Origin of the sequence: Amycolatopsis sp. NPDC006125 (assembly GCF_040614195.1) — a bacterium.
Classification (GTDB): domain Bacteria; phylum Actinomycetota; class Actinomycetes; order Mycobacteriales; family Pseudonocardiaceae; genus Amycolatopsis_E; species Amycolatopsis_E tucumanensis.
This window is the reverse complement of record NZ_JBEXTZ010000084.1, coordinates 18,335-36,198: the sequence shown is the minus strand read 5'-3', so window position 1 is coordinate 36,198 and position 17,864 is coordinate 18,335. Positions and strand designations below refer to the sequence as shown.

Genomic DNA, 17,864 nt, shown 5'->3' with positions numbered 1-17,864 from the left:
CGTGTCAAGGCGGGAAAGCGTGCCTTGACACGGCTGGTCGGCGACTAAAGATCGGCTGTGGATCGGGGGCGGGGGAGGTCTGGTTGGGGTAGTCGGCTGCTTTGCGTTGCCGGCCGGCGGTTTTCTTGTGTTGGCTAGTTCTTTCCGGCGATTGCTTCTGCCAGTGCCAGGATTCGCTGTGCGTTCTCCACGTGCAGGTTCTCGATCATCCGCCCGTCCACGGTCACCACGCCGCGTCCCTCGGCCTTGGCCTCCTCGAACGCGGCGATGATCTTCCGCGCCTGGGCGACCTCGTCGTCCGACGGCGCGAACACCCGGTTGCACGGCTCGATCTGTCCCGGGTGGATCAGTGTCTTGCCGTCGAACCCGAACTGCCGTCCCTGCAGGCACTCCGCCTCGAAACCGGCCAGGTCCTTCACGTCGTTGTAGACGCCGTCCAGGATGACCTTGCCCGTCGCACGTGCGGCTAGCAGGCACAGCGACAACCCGCCGAGCAGTGGGGCGCGGCCGGGGACGAACTCCGCGTGCAGCTCCTTGGCCAGGTCGTTCGTCCCCATCACGAGCACCGTCAAGCGCTCGCTCGCCGCCGCGATCTCCTCCGCGTGCAGCATCGCGACCGGGGTTTCGACCATCGCCCAGATCTTCGTCGCATCGGGGGCGCCGCCGAGCTCCAGCGCGCGCTCGATGTTGTGCACCTCGGCCGCCGAGTTGACCTTCGGCACGACCACCGCGGCCGGGCCCGCCTGGGCCGCCGCCCGCAGGTCCGCGTCGTGCCACTCGGTGTCCAGTCCGTTGACCCGGATGGTCACCTCGCGACTGCCGTAGTCGCCGGACGCCGCCGCCGCGCACACCCGTTCCCGCGCCGCCTCCTTCGCGTCCGGGGCGACCGCGTCCTCCAGGTCCAGGATCAGCGCGTCCGCGGGCAGCGTCTTCGCCTTCTCCAGCGCCCGCTCGTTCGCGCCCGGCATGTACAGCACCGAACGCCGCGGCTTCACTCCACTCATGCCAGCGCTTCCTTCGTCGCCTCGTCGTACGCCTGCTTCAGCTCCGGGTCGCGCTCGGCCAGCTTGTCCGCCAGCTCCGCGACCACCCGGCACTGCTTGACCGAGGCGTCGTCCTGCATCTTCCCGTCGATCATGACCGCGCCGGTGCCGTCGCCCATCGCCGCGATCACCTTCCGCGCCCAGGCGACGTCCTTCGGCTCCGGCGAGAACACCCGCTTCGCGATGTCCACCTGCACCGGGTGCAACGTCCAGGTGCCGACGCAGCCGAGCAGGAACGCGTTGCGGAACTGGTCCTCGCAGGCCACCACGTCCCGGATGTCCCCGAACGGCCCGTAGTACGGCAGGATCCCGTGCATCGCGCACGCGTCGACCATCCGCGCGACCGTGTAGTGCCACAGGTCCTGCTGGAAGGTCGTGCGGCCTTCGTGCAGGTCCTCGCCGACCGGGTCGGTCCGCACCAGGTAGCCGGGGTGCCCGCCGCCGACGCGCGTCGTCTTCATGCGGCGGCTCGCGGCGAGGTCCGCCGGGCCGAGCGAGATGCCCTGCATGCGCGGGCTCGCGCCGGCGATCTCCTCGACGTTCGCGACCCCGCTCGCGGTCTCCAGGATCGCGTGCACGAGCAGCGGCCTGCGCAGACCCGCCCGCGCTTCCAGCTGGGCCAGCAGCCGGTCGACGTAGTGGATGTCCTGCGCGCCCTCGACCTTCGGCACCATGATCACGTCGAGCTTGTCGCCGATCTCGGTGACCAGCGTGATCAGGTCGTCCAGCACCCACGGCGAGTCGAGGCTGTTGATCCGCGTCCACAGCTGCGTCGAGCCGAAGTCGGTGGCCTTCGCGATCTCCACCAGGCCCTGGCGCGCGGCCTCCTTGCGGTCCGCGCGCACCGCGTCCTCGAGGTTGCCGAGCAGCACGTCGACCTTCTTGGCCAGGTCGGGGACCTTCGCGGCCATCTTCGCGTTGCTGGGGTCGAAGAAGTGGATCATCCGCGACGGCAGCGCGGGGATCTCGCGGACGGGGTCGGGCGCCCCCACGGCGAGGGGCGCGAAGAAGTCCTTCGGCGAGCGCATCCGTCCTCCCTTGGCACGGCCGTGGTAACCGACGAGTAACCCTAACCACGAAACCAGGGGAACCGCTGCGGCGAAGCTCACCTCGGAGTGAGGTGCGGATGCGGAACTGGGCGGTGCCGGGGTTCACCGAGGTCGGGTTGCTGGGCGAGGGCGGGTTCGGCGAGGTCGTGCTGGCCAGGCACGACACCTCCGGAACCCCGGTGGCGATCAAGTACCTGTTCGGCAAGCACCTCGGCGACCCGGCGCGGCTGACCGCGTTCCGGCACGAGGCGCAGTTGCTGAGCCGAGTCCAGTCGCCGCACGTCGCCCGGCTCTACGAGTTCCACGAGAGCCCGCACGGCGCGGCGATCGTGATGGAGGCCATCCACGGCGTCTCCCTGCGCGAGGTCCTCGGCCACGACGGTGCGCTGCCGCCCGAGTCGGCGCTCGCGGTGCTGAAGGGCTCGCTGCTCGGGCTGGCCGACGCGCACCAGGCGGGTGTCGTGCACCGCGACTACAAACCGGCGAACGTGCTGGTCGGGCCGGGCCGGGAGAGCAAGCTGGTCGACTTCGGCATCGCCGTGCTGGCCGGGCGGCCCGGCGTGCCGGCGGGCACCCCGGCGTACATGGCGCCGGAGCAGTGGCGCGGCGGGCCCGCCACCCCGGCGACCGACGTGTACGCCGCGACCTGCGTGTTCTTCCAGAGCATCGCCGGGCGGCAGCCGTACGAGGGCGCGACCACCGACGAGCTCCGCGACCAGCACGAGAACGCGCCGGTGCCGCTCGACGCGGTGCCGGGGCCGGTGCGCGAGCTGATCGCGCGGGGCATGGCGAAGGAGGCGGACCGGCGGCCGTCCGCGGCGGCCGAGTTCGTCGCCGAACTGGAGACCGCCGCGGTCGCCGGGTACGGCCCGGACTGGGAGCAGCGCGGGTTGGGCAGGCTGGCGCAGCGAGCGGGAGCGTTGCTGGCGTTGTCGCCGCTGGCGCTGCTCGGCGCCGGGACCGCGGCCGCGCCGGGAGCAGCGGCGGGCGGGCTGGCGGCGGTCGGCACCGGCATCGGCCTCGGCGCGAAGATCGGCGCCACGCTGGTGGCCGTCGCGGTCGGCGTCGGCGCGGTGATCGGCACGATCGCGGTGATCGGCAACGGCGAAACCCTCCCGCCGGTCGCCGCCGCGCCACCCGCCGAGCAGCAGGCGGCGGTGCAGGTGAACCTGCTGACCCGCACCGAACCGGGCACCGGTTTCCACGTCGACGCGCAGTACGCCGCGGTGAGCGGGATGCGGGACCCCGCGCTGCAGGACCGGGTCAACGCCGCGCTCGCGAAACCGCTCGACGACTTCACCGGTTACGTCCAGTCCGGGATCCTCGACCCGACGGAGGACCCGGTGATCGAGAACAAGGTCACCATCGGGCGGCAGGACCAGCGGATCGTGTCCGTGCGTTACGACCTGGCGGTGCAGTCGAGCCAGTTCGGCAACCACGGGGGTTACGCCGTCCTGTGGCTCAACGTCGACCTGTCGACCGGGCAGGTGATCACCGCGGGAGACGTCTTCGACGGCATCGCGGCCGACCAGAACGCGATGAGCGCGCTGGAGGCGCGGATCCTCGCCCGCTCACCCGGCGGCTACTGCGACGGCAGCGAGCCGTTCGGCGAGCGCACCCCGCTCGCGCCGGGGGACCTGCGGCCGTGGGGGATCCTCGACGCGCCCGCGCTCCAGCTGGGATTCCGGCCCGACGGAGTGGTGTTCTGGCTCGCCACGGACGCGCGGAACTACCCGATGGCATGCGGGTACCACGAGGTCGTGGTTCCCTACTCGGAGGTCGCCGACCTGATGACCCCGCTGGGCCGGGAACTCCTGCCCTGATCCGTTCGTTGTCCACAGTGGAACGCGAATGGAATTGCTCCGTTCGGCGGTACGGAGACGCTGGGCGTCGGGTCGTTCAGCGGTCCGTCACCCATTCGGAAGCAGTGTCGGGCTGAAGTCCCGATACCGCTCATCGACCGGTCACCGACCGTTGAGCGCCGCCGATCGCAGGCGCTCCCGTTGTCCACAGATCAACCGGCCCACCCCTGGTACCTCTTTCCATGTGCCTCTTTTCACGAGGTGCGGGTAGGGAATCAGCGGTAAGAGGAGGCGGATCGTGGCGGTTACACCAGGGCACACCGGAAATTCGGTGGTGGCCGGCGGACGATCGTTCCCCACCCGCGTGGTGCCGCCCGTCGACTTGCCCGCGAGCGTCAGCGTGCTGGCCCGCGACGCCGCCGCCCAGCTGGGCTGGCACGGCGTCGTCCTCCCCGAGGTCACGATGCTCGGCCGCCGCGTCTGCGTCGTGGCCAAGCTGCGCACGGACACCCACGCCGAGCGGATCGCGATGGGCGTCGCCCCGGTGACCGACCGCGCGACCGTCGCCACCTGGACGTGGCCGGAGTTCGCGCCGACCGCCCCGGCCCCGGCGGCCGAGATCGTCGGCGTCCTCGCCGTCGCCCGCCACTGGCGCACCGCGATGGCGTCCGCCGTGCCGTTCAGCCGCTACGGCGAGGCGGCCGTGGTGCTGCCCACGTCGGCCGTGCTGAGCCGCGATTACCTGGACAACTGCCTGCCGCGCGCCCGTTCCTACGGCGTGGGCGTGGTCACCGCCGACGAGGACGCCCGGGTCGACCTGGACATCGACGTGCGCCGCGAGCGCATCCTCCTCCCCGAGGACGCGGTGTCCCGCTGGATCAACGAGATGGTCTACGAGCAGCTGCTCGCCTCCTACGACCTGCCGGTGGCCTGACCCCGGCCTAGAGTCGGTCCCATGCGAGTCGTCATCGCCGGAGGGCACGGGAAGATCGCGCGTCACCTGGAGCGGCTGCTGGCCGGCACCGGGGACGAGGCCGTTGGCATCATCCGCAACGTCGAGCAGGCCCCCGCGCTGCGCGACCTCAGCGCCGAGCCGGTCGTGCTCGACCTGGAGTCCGCCGCGGTCGACGAGGTCGCCGACGTGCTGAAGGGCGCGGACGTCGCGGTGTTCGCCGCGGGCGCGGGCCCCGGCAGCGGCGCGGCGCGCAAGGAGACGGTGGACCTCGGCGCCGCGCGGCTGTTCGCCGACGCCGCCGAGCGCGCCGGCGTCCGGCGGCACATCCAGATCGGCTCGATCGGCGTCGACCGCCCGGCCCGCCCCGGCACGGACGAGGTGTTCGCGGCGTACCTGCGGGCGAAGAAGGCCGCCGAGGAAGACCTGCGTGCCCGGGACCTGGACTGGACCATCCTGCGCCCCGGACGCCTCACCGACGAGCCCGCGATCGGCGAGGTCCACCTGGCCGAAAAGGTCGACTACGGCGAGATCCCACGCGAGGACGTCGCCGCGGTGCTGATCGCGCTCTTCGAGGAGCCCCGCTCGTTCCGCCGCACGCTGGAACTGGTGACCGGCAACACACCCGTCGACGAGGCGATCACCCGCTTGTAAATGACACCAGACATCGAGATCGCGGGCTGGCCCGCGGACGAGGCCCGCCGCCGGTCGCGCAAGATGTCGGACTGGCACTACGAGTGGACGATGCGGCACGTGGACCGCGCCCCGTTCGGCATGGAGCAGCGGCCGGAGGGGTCCGACTACAACCTGCACCACCTCGAGGTCGACCCGCCCGCGGACGCGGAGGCGGAGTACCTGCAGCGCCAGCGGGAGATCATGCTGGCCGACCACGGGACGGGACAGCGGCTCCGCGGGCAGCCGGGCATCGAGAGCCGGTTCCTCGGCGCGGTCTTCTCGGCCGCGCTCGGGGACGCCATGGGGTACCGGGTCGCGGCGGTGGGCGCCGAAGCGTTGCGGCGCCAGAACGAGCGGTGGTTCACCGAGCCCGCGTTCCCCAACGGCGTCGCGCCGGTCTCGCCGAACACCCAGCTCATGCTGTTCAGCGCCGAGTCGATGATCGGACCGCACGCGGCGGACCGGGCCATCCCCGGACCGCCGTTGACGACCAACCCGGCGATGCACGTGACGTTCGGGTACCGGCGCTGGGCGGTCACGCAGGGATTCCCGCCCGACGATGTGTTCGGCCCGCTGCCGCAGGAGTACCGCAACACCGGCTGGCTCGTGCGGCACCGGGACATGTTCGACCGGCGCTCCGCCGACGACACCCTCGCCACGTTGCTCATCCGGCACGCGCGCGAGGAGCGGGACTTCGGGCGCTGCGAGGGGCCCGGATGCGTCGCGCGCGCCGTGCCGCTGGCACTGTGGACGGACGACCCCGCGCTCGGCTTCAAGATCGGCGTCGACAGCGCCCGCCTCACCCACCCCCGGCCGGAGGACCACTTGGCCGCGGGCGCGTTCGTCGTTCTGCTGCAACAACTCCTGCGCGGGCAACCGCTGCCGGCGGCGATCGCCGCGGCCCGGCTGCTGAACCAGCCGGAAGCCGCCCCGGTGGTCCAGGCCATCGGCGCCGCGGTCGAACTCGCCCGCACAGTCGAGGCGCCGGCTTCACCGCAGCAGCTGACCGCCACCTTCGGCGGCATCACCACCGGTGCGCAGGCGCTGGGAGCCGCCGTCTACGCGGTCGTCGTCACCGACTACGTGCGGGAAACCCTGTCCCTCGCGACGAACCACGACGGCGACACCGCAGCGACCGGCATGCTGGCCGGCGCGCTCGCCGGTGCCCGGTGGGGCATCGAGACCGTGCCGCGCGGCCTGCTCGCGCCGCTGGACCTGTACCAGGTCATCGAGGTGCTCACCCGCGACCTGCTCGCCGAGTTCGGGCCGCGACCGCCGACCGATCCACTGTGGATCCGCCGTTACTGGCACGACTGACGCGCTGCCTAGGGCAACGGGCCGAGCACACGGTCCACATAGGAGTTCCGGAACACCCCGGCCGGGTCGCAGCGTCGTGCCACCTTCACGAAGTCGTCGAAGTGCGGGTAGCGCTCGCGCAGTGTGGTGGCGTCCAGAGTGTGCATCTTGCCCCAGTGCGGGCGTCCGCCGACGGCTCCGACGATCGACTCGAAGCCGGCGAAGTACTCGCGGTAGGGCATGCCCACGAACTGGTGGATGGCGATGTAGGCGGAGTCGCGGCCGTGCGCCGTGGACAGCCAGATGTCGTCCGCCGCCGCGACGCGGACCTCCACCGGGAACGCCACCGGGTTCTCCAGCCGCGGCACCAGCGCCCGCAGCTCGCGCAGGACCTCGTGCAGTGATTCACGTGGAACGGCGTACTCCGACTCCACGAACCGCACCCCGCGATGGGTCACGAAGACCCGGTGCGAGGTGTCCGAGTACGCCCGCGCCGACAGCGCCGCCGACGCGAACCGGCCGAGCGGCTGGACCAGTCGTGGCACCGCGCGGCCGATGCGGCACAACGTGCCGAACGCGACGTTCTCCATGATCTCGTAGTCGAGGAACTCGCGGGCCCGGCTCAACGGGCGCGGCACCTCACCCGCAGGCAGCCGGTTGTTGCGCTTGACCAGCGCGTTCTTCCCGTACGGGAACCAGTAGAACTCGAAGTGGTCGTTCTCGGCGGCGAAGGTGTCGAACCCCTCCAGCACCTGCTCCAGCGGCTCCGGCCGTTCCTGCGCGGCGAGCGCGAACGCCGGCTCGCACTGCAGCGTCACGTGCGTGATCACGCCGAGCGCGCCGAGCCCGACGCGGGCGGCGGCGAACAGGTCCGGCTGCCGGTCGGCCGAGCACGTGACCACCGAACCGTCGGCGAGGACCAGTTCCAGCTGCACGATCTGCGTGGCCAGCCCGCCGAGCCGCGCGCCGGTGCCGTGCGTCCCGGTCGACACCGCGCCCGCGATCGTCTGCGCGTCGATGTCCCCGAGGTTGGTCAGCGCCAGGCCGAGCCCGTCCAGCTCGGCGTTGAGCTGCCGGATCGTGGTGCCCGACCGCACGGTGACGCGGTGGTTCCCGGCGTCGACCGCGGCGATCCCGGTCCAGCCGCGCAGGTCGATCGCGTCGGAGTCGGCCACCGCGATCGGCGTGAACGAGTGCCCGCTGCCCCACGCGCGGACCCGGCGGCCGTTCACCGCGACGCCGGTGACGACCTCGGCGATCTCGGCCGCGCTGCGCGGGGTGTGGATGCGCTGCGGGTCCGCGCTCGCGGTTCCCGCCCAGTTGTGCCACCGGCTCATGAAGTGCTCACCCGTCCGTGTCGAGTGACGAAACCGTAAGTGAAAGGTATTCGCGTTTCAAGTCGTTCTGACGTACGGTCCTAGCATGACGACCTCCGCGACCACGTACGACACGGCGACGAAGGATGTCGATCCGCCGCTCGCCGTCGTCGACCTGGCCGCGTTCGACGCCAACGCCGCCGATCTGGTCGAGCGCGCCGCGGGCCTGCCGATCCGCCTGGTCAGCAAGTCCGTGCGCTGCCGCTACCTGATCGAGCGCGCGCTCGCGACGCCCGGGTTCGCCGGGCTGATGTGCTACTCGCTGGCCGAGGCGCTCTGGCACGCCGGCCTCGGCACGAGCGACGACATCCTGGTCGCGTACCCGACAGCCGATTTCGGCGCTCTGCGCGCACTCGCGGCCGACGAGCGAGCCCGCGCCGCGATCACGATCGTGGTCGACTCGGCCGAGCACCTGGACCTCGTGGACGCCGCGCTGGGCCACGACCACCCGGAGATCCGGGTGTGCCTGGAACTCGACGCGTCCTGGCGCCCGCTGCCGTTCCTGCACGTCGGAACCCGCCGCTCACCGGTCTTCACCGCGAAGCAGGCCGCGGCGCTGGCGCGAAAGATCGTGGCGCGTCAAGGCTTCCGCCTGACCGGGGTGATGGCCTACGAGGGCCAGATCGCCGGGCTGGGCGACGCCACCGGCAGCCGCCTCAACGACCTCGCCGTGCGCTGGATGCAGCGCCGGTCGTCGGCCGAACTGTCCCGCCGCCGGACGGCCGCGGTGCACGCGGTGCGGGAGGTCGCCGACCTGGAGTTCGTCAACGGCGGCGGCAGCGGCAGCATCGAGCTGACCCGGGCCGACCGGGTGGTCACCGAGGTCGCCGCCGGGTCCGGGCTGATCGGCTCGACCCTGTTCGACGGCTACACCCGCTTCCACCCGAAGCCCGCGGTGTTGTTCGCGCTCCCGGTCGTCCACAAGCCGGCGCGTCACATCGCCACGCTCTACTCCGGCGGTTTCGTCGCCTCCGGGCCGGCTTCGGCGAGCCGGCTGCCGTCCCCGCACTTGCCTGCGGGGCTGCGGCTGCTGCCGTTCGAGGGCGCCGGTGAGGTGCAGACGCCCGTGACCGGCAAGGCGGCACGCGACCTGCGGGTCGGCGACCGGGTGTGGATGCGGCACGCCAAGGCGGGCGAACTCGCCGAGCGGTTCGACGCCTACCACATCGTGGTGGACGGCCGGGTGGAGCGCACGGTGCCCACCTACCGGGGCGAACACCAGAACTTCGGCTGACTTGTCCACATGTCCACAACCCTGTGGACAACTCAGGCCAGCGTCGCCGCCGCCTCGCGCAGTTCGTCGAGCGTCCGCCGGGTCAGTTCGGCGAAGTCCAGCTGGTTGGCCGGGTCGATCCAGCGGGTGAACGCGAGCCGGAAGGCGAGGTTCCCGATCTCGGCCGTGAGGCTCGCGTCGGGTTCCAGCGTGCCGCGTTCGCGCAGGGCGTCCCGGAACGCGGTGGTGAGCGTGGCGAGCTTGAGCAGCTCACGCTCCTGCAGTTCGGGGTTGGCGTCGATGACGGCCTGGCGCTGCTGCGCCCACTGCAGCCGCTCCGGCCCGAAGAACACCGCGGTGGCTTCGAGAGCCGTGCCGATCGCCGCCAACGGCGTGGCCGTGGCGGGTGCGCCGGTGATCGCTTCGGTGAGGACCTCGCCCAGCGCGTCCTGACCGCCGAACAGCACCTCACGCTTGTCGGCGAAGTGCCGGAAGAAGGTCCGCTTCGTCAGCCCGGTCCGCTCCGCGATCTCCGCGACCGTGGTGTTGTCGTACCCCCGCTCGGTGAACAGCTCTAGCGCGGCGCGCGACAGCCGCTCAGGCGCGTTGGGCTCCCACCGGACCATTCGCTCAGTCTAGGTGATGACACCAAGTGTCATGCGGTGCTACCGTTGTTGATGTCACCAAGTGACATCACTGAGGAGGATTCCATGCGTGTTTTCGTCACGGGCGCGTCCGGGCACATCGGTTCGGCGGTCGTCCCGGAGCTGCTTTCGGCCGGTCACGAGGTGGTCGGCCTGGCGCGGTCGGAGGCCGCGGCCGCGAAGCTGGCCGCCGCCGGCGCGCAGGTGCGGCGGGGCGACCTGCGGGACCTGGACGGCCTGCGGGAGGCGGCAGCCGAAGCGGATGGCGTCATCCACCTCGCCTTCGACCACGAAGCCATGACCGCCGGGGACTTCGCGGCCGCGGGCGACACCGACCTGGCCGTCGTGCGGGCGTTCGGCGAGGTGCTGGCCGGCACGGGCAAGCCGCTGGTCGGGACCTCGGGCACCGCGATGGTCGCGGGACTCGGGCTGGACCGCGCCGCCACCGAGGAGGACGTGATGCCGGGCGGCTACCGGGTCGACTCGGAGAACGAGCTCGCCGGGTTCGCCGACCGTGGGATCCGGAGCTCGGTCGTCCGGCTCCCGCCGATCGTGCACAGCTCACTCGACAAGCACGGCTTCGTCCCGGTCCTGATCGCGGCCGCGCGCAAGGCGGGCCGGTCCGGCTACCTCGGCGACGGCGCCAACCGCTGGCCCGCCGGGCACACGCTGGACGCCGCGCGGCTCTACCGCCTGGCACTGGAGAAGGCGCCGGCCGGTTCGCGGCTGCACGCCGTGGGGGACGAGGGCGTCCCGCTCCGGCAGATCGCCGAGGCCATCGGCCGCCACCTGGGGTTGCCGACAGAGAACATCCCCGCCGAGCAGGCCGAGGCGCACTTCGGCTTCCTGGCCCGCTTCGCGGCGATGGACAACCTGACGTCCAGCGAGCGCACGCAGCGGCTGCTGGACTGGAAGCCGGAGCACCCCGGCCTGCTCGCCGACCTCGACGCGGGCCACTACTTCGAGAAGGATTGAGCTATTCCCCGAGGCGCGAGGCCAGGTACTGCTTGATGAGGTGCTTGGTCTCGCCCACGATTTCCGCGTCGCCCTGCGGGTCGCGGTGGAAGGCCAGCTTCAGCAGCCCGTCCGCGGCCTCGATCGCGACCGTCATCGCCAGCGACAGGCGCGGCGTGTTCAGGTCGATGTACTTCCCGACGAGGTCGGCGAGCGAGTCCGCGATTACCCGGTTGTTGTCCCGGCTGTCGTCGAGCAGCTGCCGGTCCACGACGTCGCCGAAGTGGACCTTCGAAAAGCCCGGCACGGTCCGGTGCATCTCCAGGTAGATGTCCAGCACCGAGTCGACGACGTCCCACCAGTGCCGCGGGTCCTCGCGGCTCAGCCGCTCGCTCACCGCCTGCACGAACCGGTCCAGGTTGCGTTGGGTCAGCGCCCGCACGACCGCCCGCTTGTCGGGGAAGAACTGGTACAGCGAACCGACGGCGACCCCGGCGCGCTTCGCGATCAGGGTGGTGGTCAACGCGTCATAACCGACCTCGTCGATGAGCTCGGCGCTCGCGTCCAGCATCTGCTCGACCCGCTTCGCGCTGCGCTGCTGGACGGGCTGCCGGCGAAGCGGGGTCGTCGTCGCCTGGGTCTCCGACACGTTGTGCTCCTTCTGGTGCTCTGAACAGGGACTTTAGCGCGCCGGACCGCTTCCCCCCGGTCGAGGGAAGGGCTAGCATTTGAGAACTTTTCACGTTAGCCCCGATGAAGGGACGTCGCTCGTGGAGAACCTCGCCTTCCCGCCCGGCTTCCTGTGGGGCGTGTCCACTTCGGCCTTCCAGATCGAGGGCGCGACCAGCGAGGACGGGCGCGGGCCGTCGGTGTGGGACACCTTCGCCCCGGGGCAGGCCGACGTCGCGTGCGACCACTACCACCGCTGGCCGGAGGACGTCGCGCTGCTGACCGAGCTGGGTGTCGGCGCCTACCGCTTCTCCTTCGCCTGGCCGCGGATCCAGCCGGCGGGGTCCGGCGCGCCGAACGAAGCGGGCCTGGCCTTCTACGACCGGCTGATCGACGCGCTGTGCGAAGCGGACATCGCGCCGGTGGCGACGGTCTACCACTGGGACACCCCGCAACCGCTGGAGGACGCGGGCGGCTGGCTGAACCGGGAGACGGCGTACCGGTTCGCCGAGTACGCCTCGGTCCTCGGCGAGCGCTTCGCTGATCGCGTGCGGATGTGGATCCCCCTCAACGAGCCGATGGTGACGACGGTGTTCGGGTACGCGATCGGCGAGTACGCGCCCGGACGGACACTGCTGCTGGACGCCCTCCCCACCGCACACCACCAACACCTCGCCCATGGCCTCGCGGTCCAGGCTCTGCGGGCCGCGGGTGCGTCGAACATCGGCACCGCCAACCATCATTGTCCAGTTTGGCCTACTTCAAACTCCCGAGCTGATCATGATGCCGCGCACTGGCTGGACGCGTTGCTCAACCGGACCTTTTCGGACCCGGTGCTACTCGGCAGTTATCCCGCGGAAATCGAACCGCACCTTCCCGCCGGATACGCCGATGACCTGGTGAACATCGCTCAACCGCTGGATTTCTACGGCGTCAACTATTACGAGCCGCACGGCGCGGCGGCGCCCGGCGAGGGCAATCCGCTGCCGTTCGAACTTCGCCCGATCGAGGGTTTTCCGCGCACCACCAACGACTCCCCGATCGTGCCGGCCGCGCTGCTCGAGCTGCTGGCCGGCCTGCGCGACCGGTACGGGGAGAAGCTGCCGCCGGTCTACCTGACCGAGAACGGCGCGAGCTTCGACGGCGTTCACGATCAGGAGCGCATCGACTTCCTGGACGCGCACCTGCGGTCCGTCGCCGCCGCGATAACAGCGGGAGTTGAAGTCCGCGGGTATTTCGTTTGGTCGCTGCTCGACAATTTCGAATGGTCGAAGGGGTACGCGCCGCGGTTCGGACTGGTGCACGTCGACTACGAAACGCAGCGCCGGACTCCCAAGGACTCCTTCTCCTGGTACCGGAAGCTGGTGCGCGCATGACCGGAACGCGGACGCCCGACGCGCTCGCCGAACCCGAGGTCCCGGTCCGGGCCGGCTGGATCGGCCTGCTCTTCGGCGCGAACATCGGGCTGTGGATGGGCATCTACGCCCCGATCCAGCTGCTGCTGCCGGAGCAGGCCGAACACCTGGACGCCGCGGACAAGGAGCTGGTGTTCGGCATCGTCACCGGCATCGGCGCGGTGGTCGCGCTGCTCACCAACCCGCTGGTCGGGCTGGCCTCGGACCGCACGCGCTCCCGGTTCGGGCGGCGGCACCCGTGGACGCTCGCGGGCGCGTTGTGCGGCGCGCTCGGCCTGGTGGTGCTGGCGGTCGCGCCGAACGTGGCGGTCATGGTCGCCGGCTGGTGCCTGGTGCAGGCCGGGCTCGGCGGCATGCTCGCGACGCTCACCTCGGCGGTGCCGGACCGGGTCCCGGTCGGCCAGCGGGCGCGGATCGGCGGCCTCGTCGGCATCAGCCAGATGCTCGGCACGGTCCTCGGCGCCGTGCTGGTGACGGTCCTGGTCACCAGCCTGCCCGGCGGCTACCTCGCCTGCGCCGCGGTCGTGGTGCTCGGCGCGGCCGCGTTCGTGCTGCGCACGCGGGACATCGCCCTGCCGCGGGACTGGCGCCCGGCGACCGGGTTCCGCGCGGTCCTGCGCGAGCTGTGGGTTTCGCCGCGGCGGCACCCGGACTTCGCGTGGGCCTGGGGCTGCCACTTCCTGATCAACCTGGGCAACTCGCTGGGCACGTTCTTCCTGCTGTTCTTCCTGAAGGACGCGGTGCACCACCCGGACCCGGACACCGGGCTGCTGATCATGATGGGCCTCTACGGTGTCGCGCTGGTGATCGGCGGCCTCGTGGTCGGCCCGCTGTCCGACCGGACCGGCCGCCGCAAGCCGTTCGTGCTGGGCGCGGTGGTGGTGATGGCCGCGGCGGCGATCGTGCTGGTGCTGTGGCAGACCTGGCCCGCGGCACTGGCGGCGTCCCCGCTGCTCGGGATCGGGTTCGGCGCGTACTGGGCGGTGGCGCTGGCCATCCTCACCGAGGTGCTGCCCGCCGCGCAGGACCGCGCCAAGGACCTGGGCGTCATCAACATCGCCAACGCGCTGCCGCAGGTGATCGCGCCGGTCGCCGCGACCGTCATCCTGGCCGAGCTGGGCGGCTACCCGGGACTGTTCGCCGCGTCGGCGGTCGCGACGATGGCGGCCGGGGCGTTCGTCCTCGGTGTCCGCTCGGTGCGCTGAAATCACCGAAGGGCTCCTCCGGGGTTCGGAGGAGCCCTTCAGCTCCGTACCTTTGGGCCCGCGGGCCGGTGCCGGTCGGGGGAGGGGAGTGCAACGGCACCGGTCCGCGGAGTTCTCGGGGCCACGAGGGCGGGGCGGTCAAGGTGCGATCTGCAACTTCGCGTCCTCGACCATGATCGACAACATAGCGGTGACGGGGGTGTTCCGCTAGAGGTTGTTACCGAGTTTTTTCGATTAATCGCCGAGTGGTCAGCGGTTCGCGACCTGCGGTATCAGCGCGTGACGACCGGTTGTCTCATCCGGCGTCGTACCGCGCGTCTGTGCCGGGACCTTCGGCTTGCGGCGCGACGGGCGGCGCAGGTCCTGCTGGGGGGCGAGACCGCCGGCGACGAGGTGCTCGTGCGCGACCTGCCACACCGAGCACGGCGCCTTGCAGCGGTGCCACCGGGTGGAGCAGGTGGGGCAGTCGCCCCGCTCGTCGGGCTCGTGAGCGGTCAGCATCGCGCGCCAGCCCTCGGTCAGCCGCGGCAGTTCCGACCGGGCCACTGAGACGAGGGACTGCGCGTCCGCCCTGGTGGCGAGATCGGCGAGCATGTCGAGGCGCTCCCAAACCGCGTTGCGGAGGACCTGCCCAAGGATCTGATCCACGGAATTCTCACCGTCACCTTTCCGCCAGTTTGGCGGCTTCGTTCAGCGCCGCCTGGAGCTGGCCGAGCTGACCCGCGGTGAGGCGGGCCGTTTCCCCGGGCGGTCCGACGAGGACCACCTGGTCGTCCTGGACGAGCACGGTGACGCAGCGGTCGCGGTTGATCATGTCGCCGCACTGCACCCGCCACACCAGCTGACCACCCTCGTAGCGGCGCAGCTGCGCGGCACGCGGGTCCGGCGCGGGCATCGCCGACCGGCTCGCGACCGGCGCACCGGCCGGGGCGAAGGACCGCCGGTGGACCTGGGCGCGTGGTGCCGAGATCGAGTTCATGAACTCCACCGTGTCTCCGCTCTGCTTCGGGCTTGCTGTCCGTGTTCGTCGTAGCTCTGCGTGATCGCGGGGCGTATCCGCTCGGTCACGCCGAACCCGAGAACTAGATTGCGATGAACCGCAGCCGAAGAGAAGGCGAACCGCGGTCACAGCGGCGACCGGCGTGGGCGAGCCGGTGAACGGTCGCCGGAGTTCACCCCGACCGATCAGGGCTCCCGCAACGACGTTTCCCAGGGTTCAATGGGTGTGCCTACGCTGCGAATCGACGCCCGACAGGACGGTGAGGGGGCGCAATGGACGCCGGTGACAACACTGATGCCCGCCAGGGACACCCGATCAGCTCGGATGCCTGGGAGAAGCGGGAGATGAGGGAGGCCCTGGCCGCCCGCAACATCAGTGCCGTGTACCGGAACCTGCGCAAGGAGGGCATATCCCAGCGCCAGATCGCCGCACTCACCGGCCAGTCCCAGTCGGAGGTCTCGGAGATCCTCAAGGGCCGCCAGGTGATGGCCTACGACGTGCTCGCCCGGATCGCCGACGGCTTGGGTGTCCCCCGTGGATACATGGGCCTCGCCTACGACGAGGCCACCGAGATTCAGGTCGTCGGCGCAGCCGACGAGCAGCAGGCTGAGGAGGACGAGTCCGTGAAGCGGCGGAACTTCCTCGCGCACGCCGCCCAGGTCACGATGGGGGCGGCCATCCTGGGATCGTCGCCGAGGGCATGGGCGGCGAGCCCCGCGAGGACGCCGGCACCCGGCCACATCGGGATGACCGACGTGCGCCAGGTCGAGGCTGCGACCAGAGCGCTGCGCGCGCTCGACTACCAGTACGGCGGCGGCTTCTGCCGCGACGCCGTGGTCGCGCAGCTGTCCTGGGGGCAGCAGATGCTCGACTCCTCCGCGGCCACCCCGGTCCGCTCGCGCCTGTTCGTGGCGCTGGCCGACCTGCACAGCCTGGCCGGTTGGACGTCGTTCGACAGTGGACTGATGGACTCCGCGCGCGGGCACTTCGCCAACGCGCTGGAGCTGGCCAAGCAGGGCAACAACGACCACCTGGTGGCCAACATCCTGTACCGGATGGGCCGGGTCTACCTGCACCAGGAAGCGCCGAACGACGCGCTCAAGCTGTTCCAGCTGGGGCAGATCGCGGCGCAGGAATCCGGCTCCGAGCTGGCGATCTCCGTGCTCGCGGCGAACCAGGCGTGGGCCTACGCGATGATGGGCAACGAGGACCAGTCGCTGAAGCTGCTCGGCCTGGCCAAGGACGAGTTCGCCCGCGCGAACGTGGCCGAGGCCGAGGACTGGGTGAAGTTCTTCAACGAGACCGACGTCTACGCGATGATCGGGACCGTCCACACGGTACTGGCGCGCGGCGTCGACACGAAGCACACGCAGTACGCGATCCCGGCGCTGACCAGGGCGATCGAGGCCTACGGCGAGGACATGCAGCGCAGCAAGGTGTTCAACCAGGCCGCGCTGGCCACCAACCACCTCATCGACGGCGACATCGACCACGGCGCCCGCATCGGCCGCCTGGCGCTGGAGTCGGCGGACGGCCTCAAGTCGGCCCGCGTGAAGGACCGCATGATGCCGATGCAGGAGGAAGCCGCGAAGCGGCGCAACAACCCCGACGCCCGCGACCTGGACGAACGCATCAGTTCGTTCTTCGCCGCCTAGGAAGATGCGCACCGTCGCGGACGAGCTGGACGGCCGGTTCACCAAGGAGAAACTGGCCGCCGTGCTGGCCGAGGCGTGTGCCCTCCTGGGTCTGGACCACCGCGGCGCCCGGCTGCTGCGGTTCACCAACAACGCCGTCTACGAGCTGGCCGGCGCGCCGGTCGTGATGCGCATCGTCGGGTCGCGTGCGCTGCGGCACCGGGTCGTCAAGGTCGTCGAGGTCGCGCGGCACTTCGAGGCCAACGACGTGCCGGCGATCCGCCTGCTGCCCGGCGTCGGCCAGCCGATCCACGTCGGCGAGCACGTCGTCACCGCGTGGGTCCGGGTGCCGCCGGGCGAGCGCCGCGCGAACGCCGCCGACCTGGGCAGACTGCTGCGCCGGGTGCACGCCCTGCCCGCCCCGGACGGCGTCGGCGAGTGGGCGCCGCTGGCGGACGTGCGCGCCCGCGTCGCCGACGCCGAGGAGCTCGACCCGGACGACCGCCGGTTCCTGCTGCGCCGCAGCGCCGAGGTCGAAGCCGCGCTCGGCGAGCTGGAGTTCCCCCTGGACCGGAGCCTGATCCACGGCGACGCGCACCCGGGCAACGTGATCGTCGGCCCGGACGGCCCGGTGCTGTGCGACTTCGACTCCGCGTGCTTCGGCCCGCCGGAGTGGGACCTCACGCCGCTGGCCGTCGGCCGCGAGCGGTTCGGGGACCCGGCGGGCCGGTACCGCATGCTCGCCGACGTGTACGGCTTCGACGTCACCAACTGGGACGGGTTCGCCGTGCTGCGGGCCGCCCGCGAGCTCAAGCTCGTGACCAGCGTGCTGCCGATCCTGCGCAGCCACCCGCACGTGCGCGGTGAGCTGCGGCGACGGCTGGGCGACCTGCGCGCGGGCCGCGCCGGCACGGAGTGGGCCCGCTACCGCTAGTCC

General features: G+C 71.3%; 17 protein-coding genes. 10 read left to right on the top strand and 7 right to left on the bottom strand.

The window, feature by feature from the left end; all coding sequences use genetic code 11:
- Positions 1–134: 134 nt before the first annotated feature.
- Entirely contained in the window at positions 135–1,004 is an 870-nt protein-coding gene (locus ABZ193_RS32705) for a CoA ester lyase (protein WP_354712612.1), read from the bottom strand.
- A complete protein-coding gene (locus ABZ193_RS32700; RefSeq protein WP_020416297.1) occupies positions 1,001–2,071 on the bottom strand; it encodes a CoA ester lyase in 1,071 nt (356 codons plus the stop codon). The genes ABZ193_RS32705 and ABZ193_RS32700 overlap by 4 nt, the downstream gene beginning before the upstream one ends.
- 98 nt (positions 2,072–2,169) lie before the next feature.
- On the opposite strand from ABZ193_RS32700, the gene ABZ193_RS32695 reads away from it, so the two are divergent.
- From ABZ193_RS32695 to ABZ193_RS32680, 4 genes are all read left to right on the top strand, one after another.
- On the top strand, positions 2,170–3,915 hold the full coding sequence (locus ABZ193_RS32695) for a serine/threonine-protein kinase (RefSeq protein ID WP_354712611.1): 1,746 nt from the start codon (positions 2,170–2,172) through the stop codon (positions 3,913–3,915).
- Positions 3,916–4,192: 277 nt separating this feature from the next.
- Positions 4,193–4,828, top strand: coding sequence for a hypothetical protein (locus ABZ193_RS32690; protein ID WP_354712610.1), 636 nt, complete (start codon positions 4,193–4,195; stop codon positions 4,826–4,828).
- Between the two features lie 21 nt (positions 4,829–4,849).
- Entirely contained in the window at positions 4,850–5,500 is a 651-nt protein-coding gene (locus tag ABZ193_RS32685; RefSeq protein WP_354712609.1) for an SDR family oxidoreductase, read from the top strand.
- Positions 5,501–6,838: an ADP-ribosylglycohydrolase family protein gene (locus ABZ193_RS32680; protein ID WP_354712608.1), complete on the top strand. Its 1,338-nt coding sequence runs from the start codon at positions 5,501–5,503 to the stop codon at positions 6,836–6,838.
- A gap of 8 nt (positions 6,839–6,846) precedes the next feature.
- Here the strand turns inward: ABZ193_RS32680 and ABZ193_RS32675 are convergent, their stop codons facing one another.
- Entirely contained in the window at positions 6,847–8,154 is a 1,308-nt protein-coding gene (locus ABZ193_RS32675) for a D-arabinono-1,4-lactone oxidase (RefSeq protein WP_354712607.1), read from the bottom strand.
- A gap of 85 nt (positions 8,155–8,239) precedes the next feature.
- Between ABZ193_RS32675 and ABZ193_RS32670 the strand changes: the two genes are divergently transcribed.
- Positions 8,240–9,427 carry an amino acid deaminase/aldolase gene (locus ABZ193_RS32670; RefSeq protein WP_354712606.1) on the top strand — a complete coding sequence of 396 codons (1,188 nt, stop codon included), beginning with the start codon at positions 8,240–8,242 and terminating at the stop codon, positions 9,425–9,427.
- 32 nt (positions 9,428–9,459) lie between these two features.
- Here ABZ193_RS32670 and ABZ193_RS32665 read toward each other — a convergent pair whose 3' ends face one another.
- The gene (locus ABZ193_RS32665; RefSeq protein ID WP_354712605.1) at positions 9,460–10,032 is read right to left on the bottom strand and encodes a helix-turn-helix domain-containing protein; all 573 of its coding nucleotides are present in this window, start codon (positions 10,030–10,032) and stop codon (positions 9,460–9,462) included.
- 84 nt (positions 10,033–10,116) lie between these two features.
- Between ABZ193_RS32665 and ABZ193_RS32660 the strand changes: the two genes are divergently transcribed.
- Positions 10,117–11,025: an SDR family oxidoreductase gene (locus ABZ193_RS32660; protein ID WP_354712604.1), complete on the top strand. Its 909-nt coding sequence runs from the start codon at positions 10,117–10,119 to the stop codon at positions 11,023–11,025.
- Between the two features lies 1 nt (position 11,026).
- Here the strand turns inward: ABZ193_RS32660 and ABZ193_RS32655 are convergent, their stop codons facing one another.
- A complete protein-coding gene (locus ABZ193_RS32655) occupies positions 11,027–11,653 on the bottom strand; it encodes a TetR family transcriptional regulator (protein WP_020416304.1) in 627 nt (208 codons plus the stop codon).
- Positions 11,654–11,774: 121 nt separating this feature from the next.
- Here ABZ193_RS32655 and ABZ193_RS32650 point away from each other — a divergent pair, with 121 nt between their 5' ends.
- Entirely contained in the window at positions 11,775–13,049 is a 1,275-nt protein-coding gene (locus ABZ193_RS32650) for a GH1 family beta-glucosidase (protein ID WP_354712603.1), read from the top strand.
- Entirely contained in the window at positions 13,046–14,293 is a 1,248-nt protein-coding gene (locus ABZ193_RS32645; RefSeq protein WP_354712602.1) for an MFS transporter, read from the top strand. Before ABZ193_RS32650 ends, ABZ193_RS32645 begins: the two co-directional genes overlap by 4 nt.
- Positions 14,294–14,542: 249 nt before the next feature.
- Here the strand turns inward: ABZ193_RS32645 and ABZ193_RS32640 are convergent, their stop codons facing one another.
- Together ABZ193_RS32640 and ABZ193_RS32635 are read right to left on the bottom strand one after the other, a co-directional pair.
- Positions 14,543–14,941 carry a hypothetical protein gene (locus ABZ193_RS32640; RefSeq protein ID WP_354712601.1) on the bottom strand — a complete coding sequence of 133 codons (399 nt, stop codon included), beginning with the start codon at positions 14,939–14,941 and terminating at the stop codon, positions 14,543–14,545.
- A 13-nt stretch (positions 14,942–14,954) separates the two neighbouring features.
- Positions 14,955–15,272: a hypothetical protein gene (locus tag ABZ193_RS32635; protein WP_235716045.1), complete on the bottom strand. Its 318-nt coding sequence runs from the start codon at positions 15,270–15,272 to the stop codon at positions 14,955–14,957.
- 293 nt (positions 15,273–15,565) lie between these two features.
- Here ABZ193_RS32635 and ABZ193_RS32630 point away from each other — a divergent pair, with 293 nt between their 5' ends.
- Positions 15,566–16,948, top strand: a complete 1,383-nt coding sequence (locus tag ABZ193_RS32630; RefSeq protein WP_017986057.1) for a helix-turn-helix transcriptional regulator — start codon at positions 15,566–15,568, stop codon at positions 16,946–16,948.
- Between the two features lie 4 nt (positions 16,949–16,952).
- Positions 16,953–17,861 (top strand): aminoglycoside phosphotransferase family protein, encoded by a 909-nt coding sequence (locus ABZ193_RS32625; protein WP_354712600.1) that lies wholly within the window; start codon positions 16,953–16,955, stop codon positions 17,859–17,861.
- Positions 17,862–17,864: the final 3 nt, after the last annotated feature.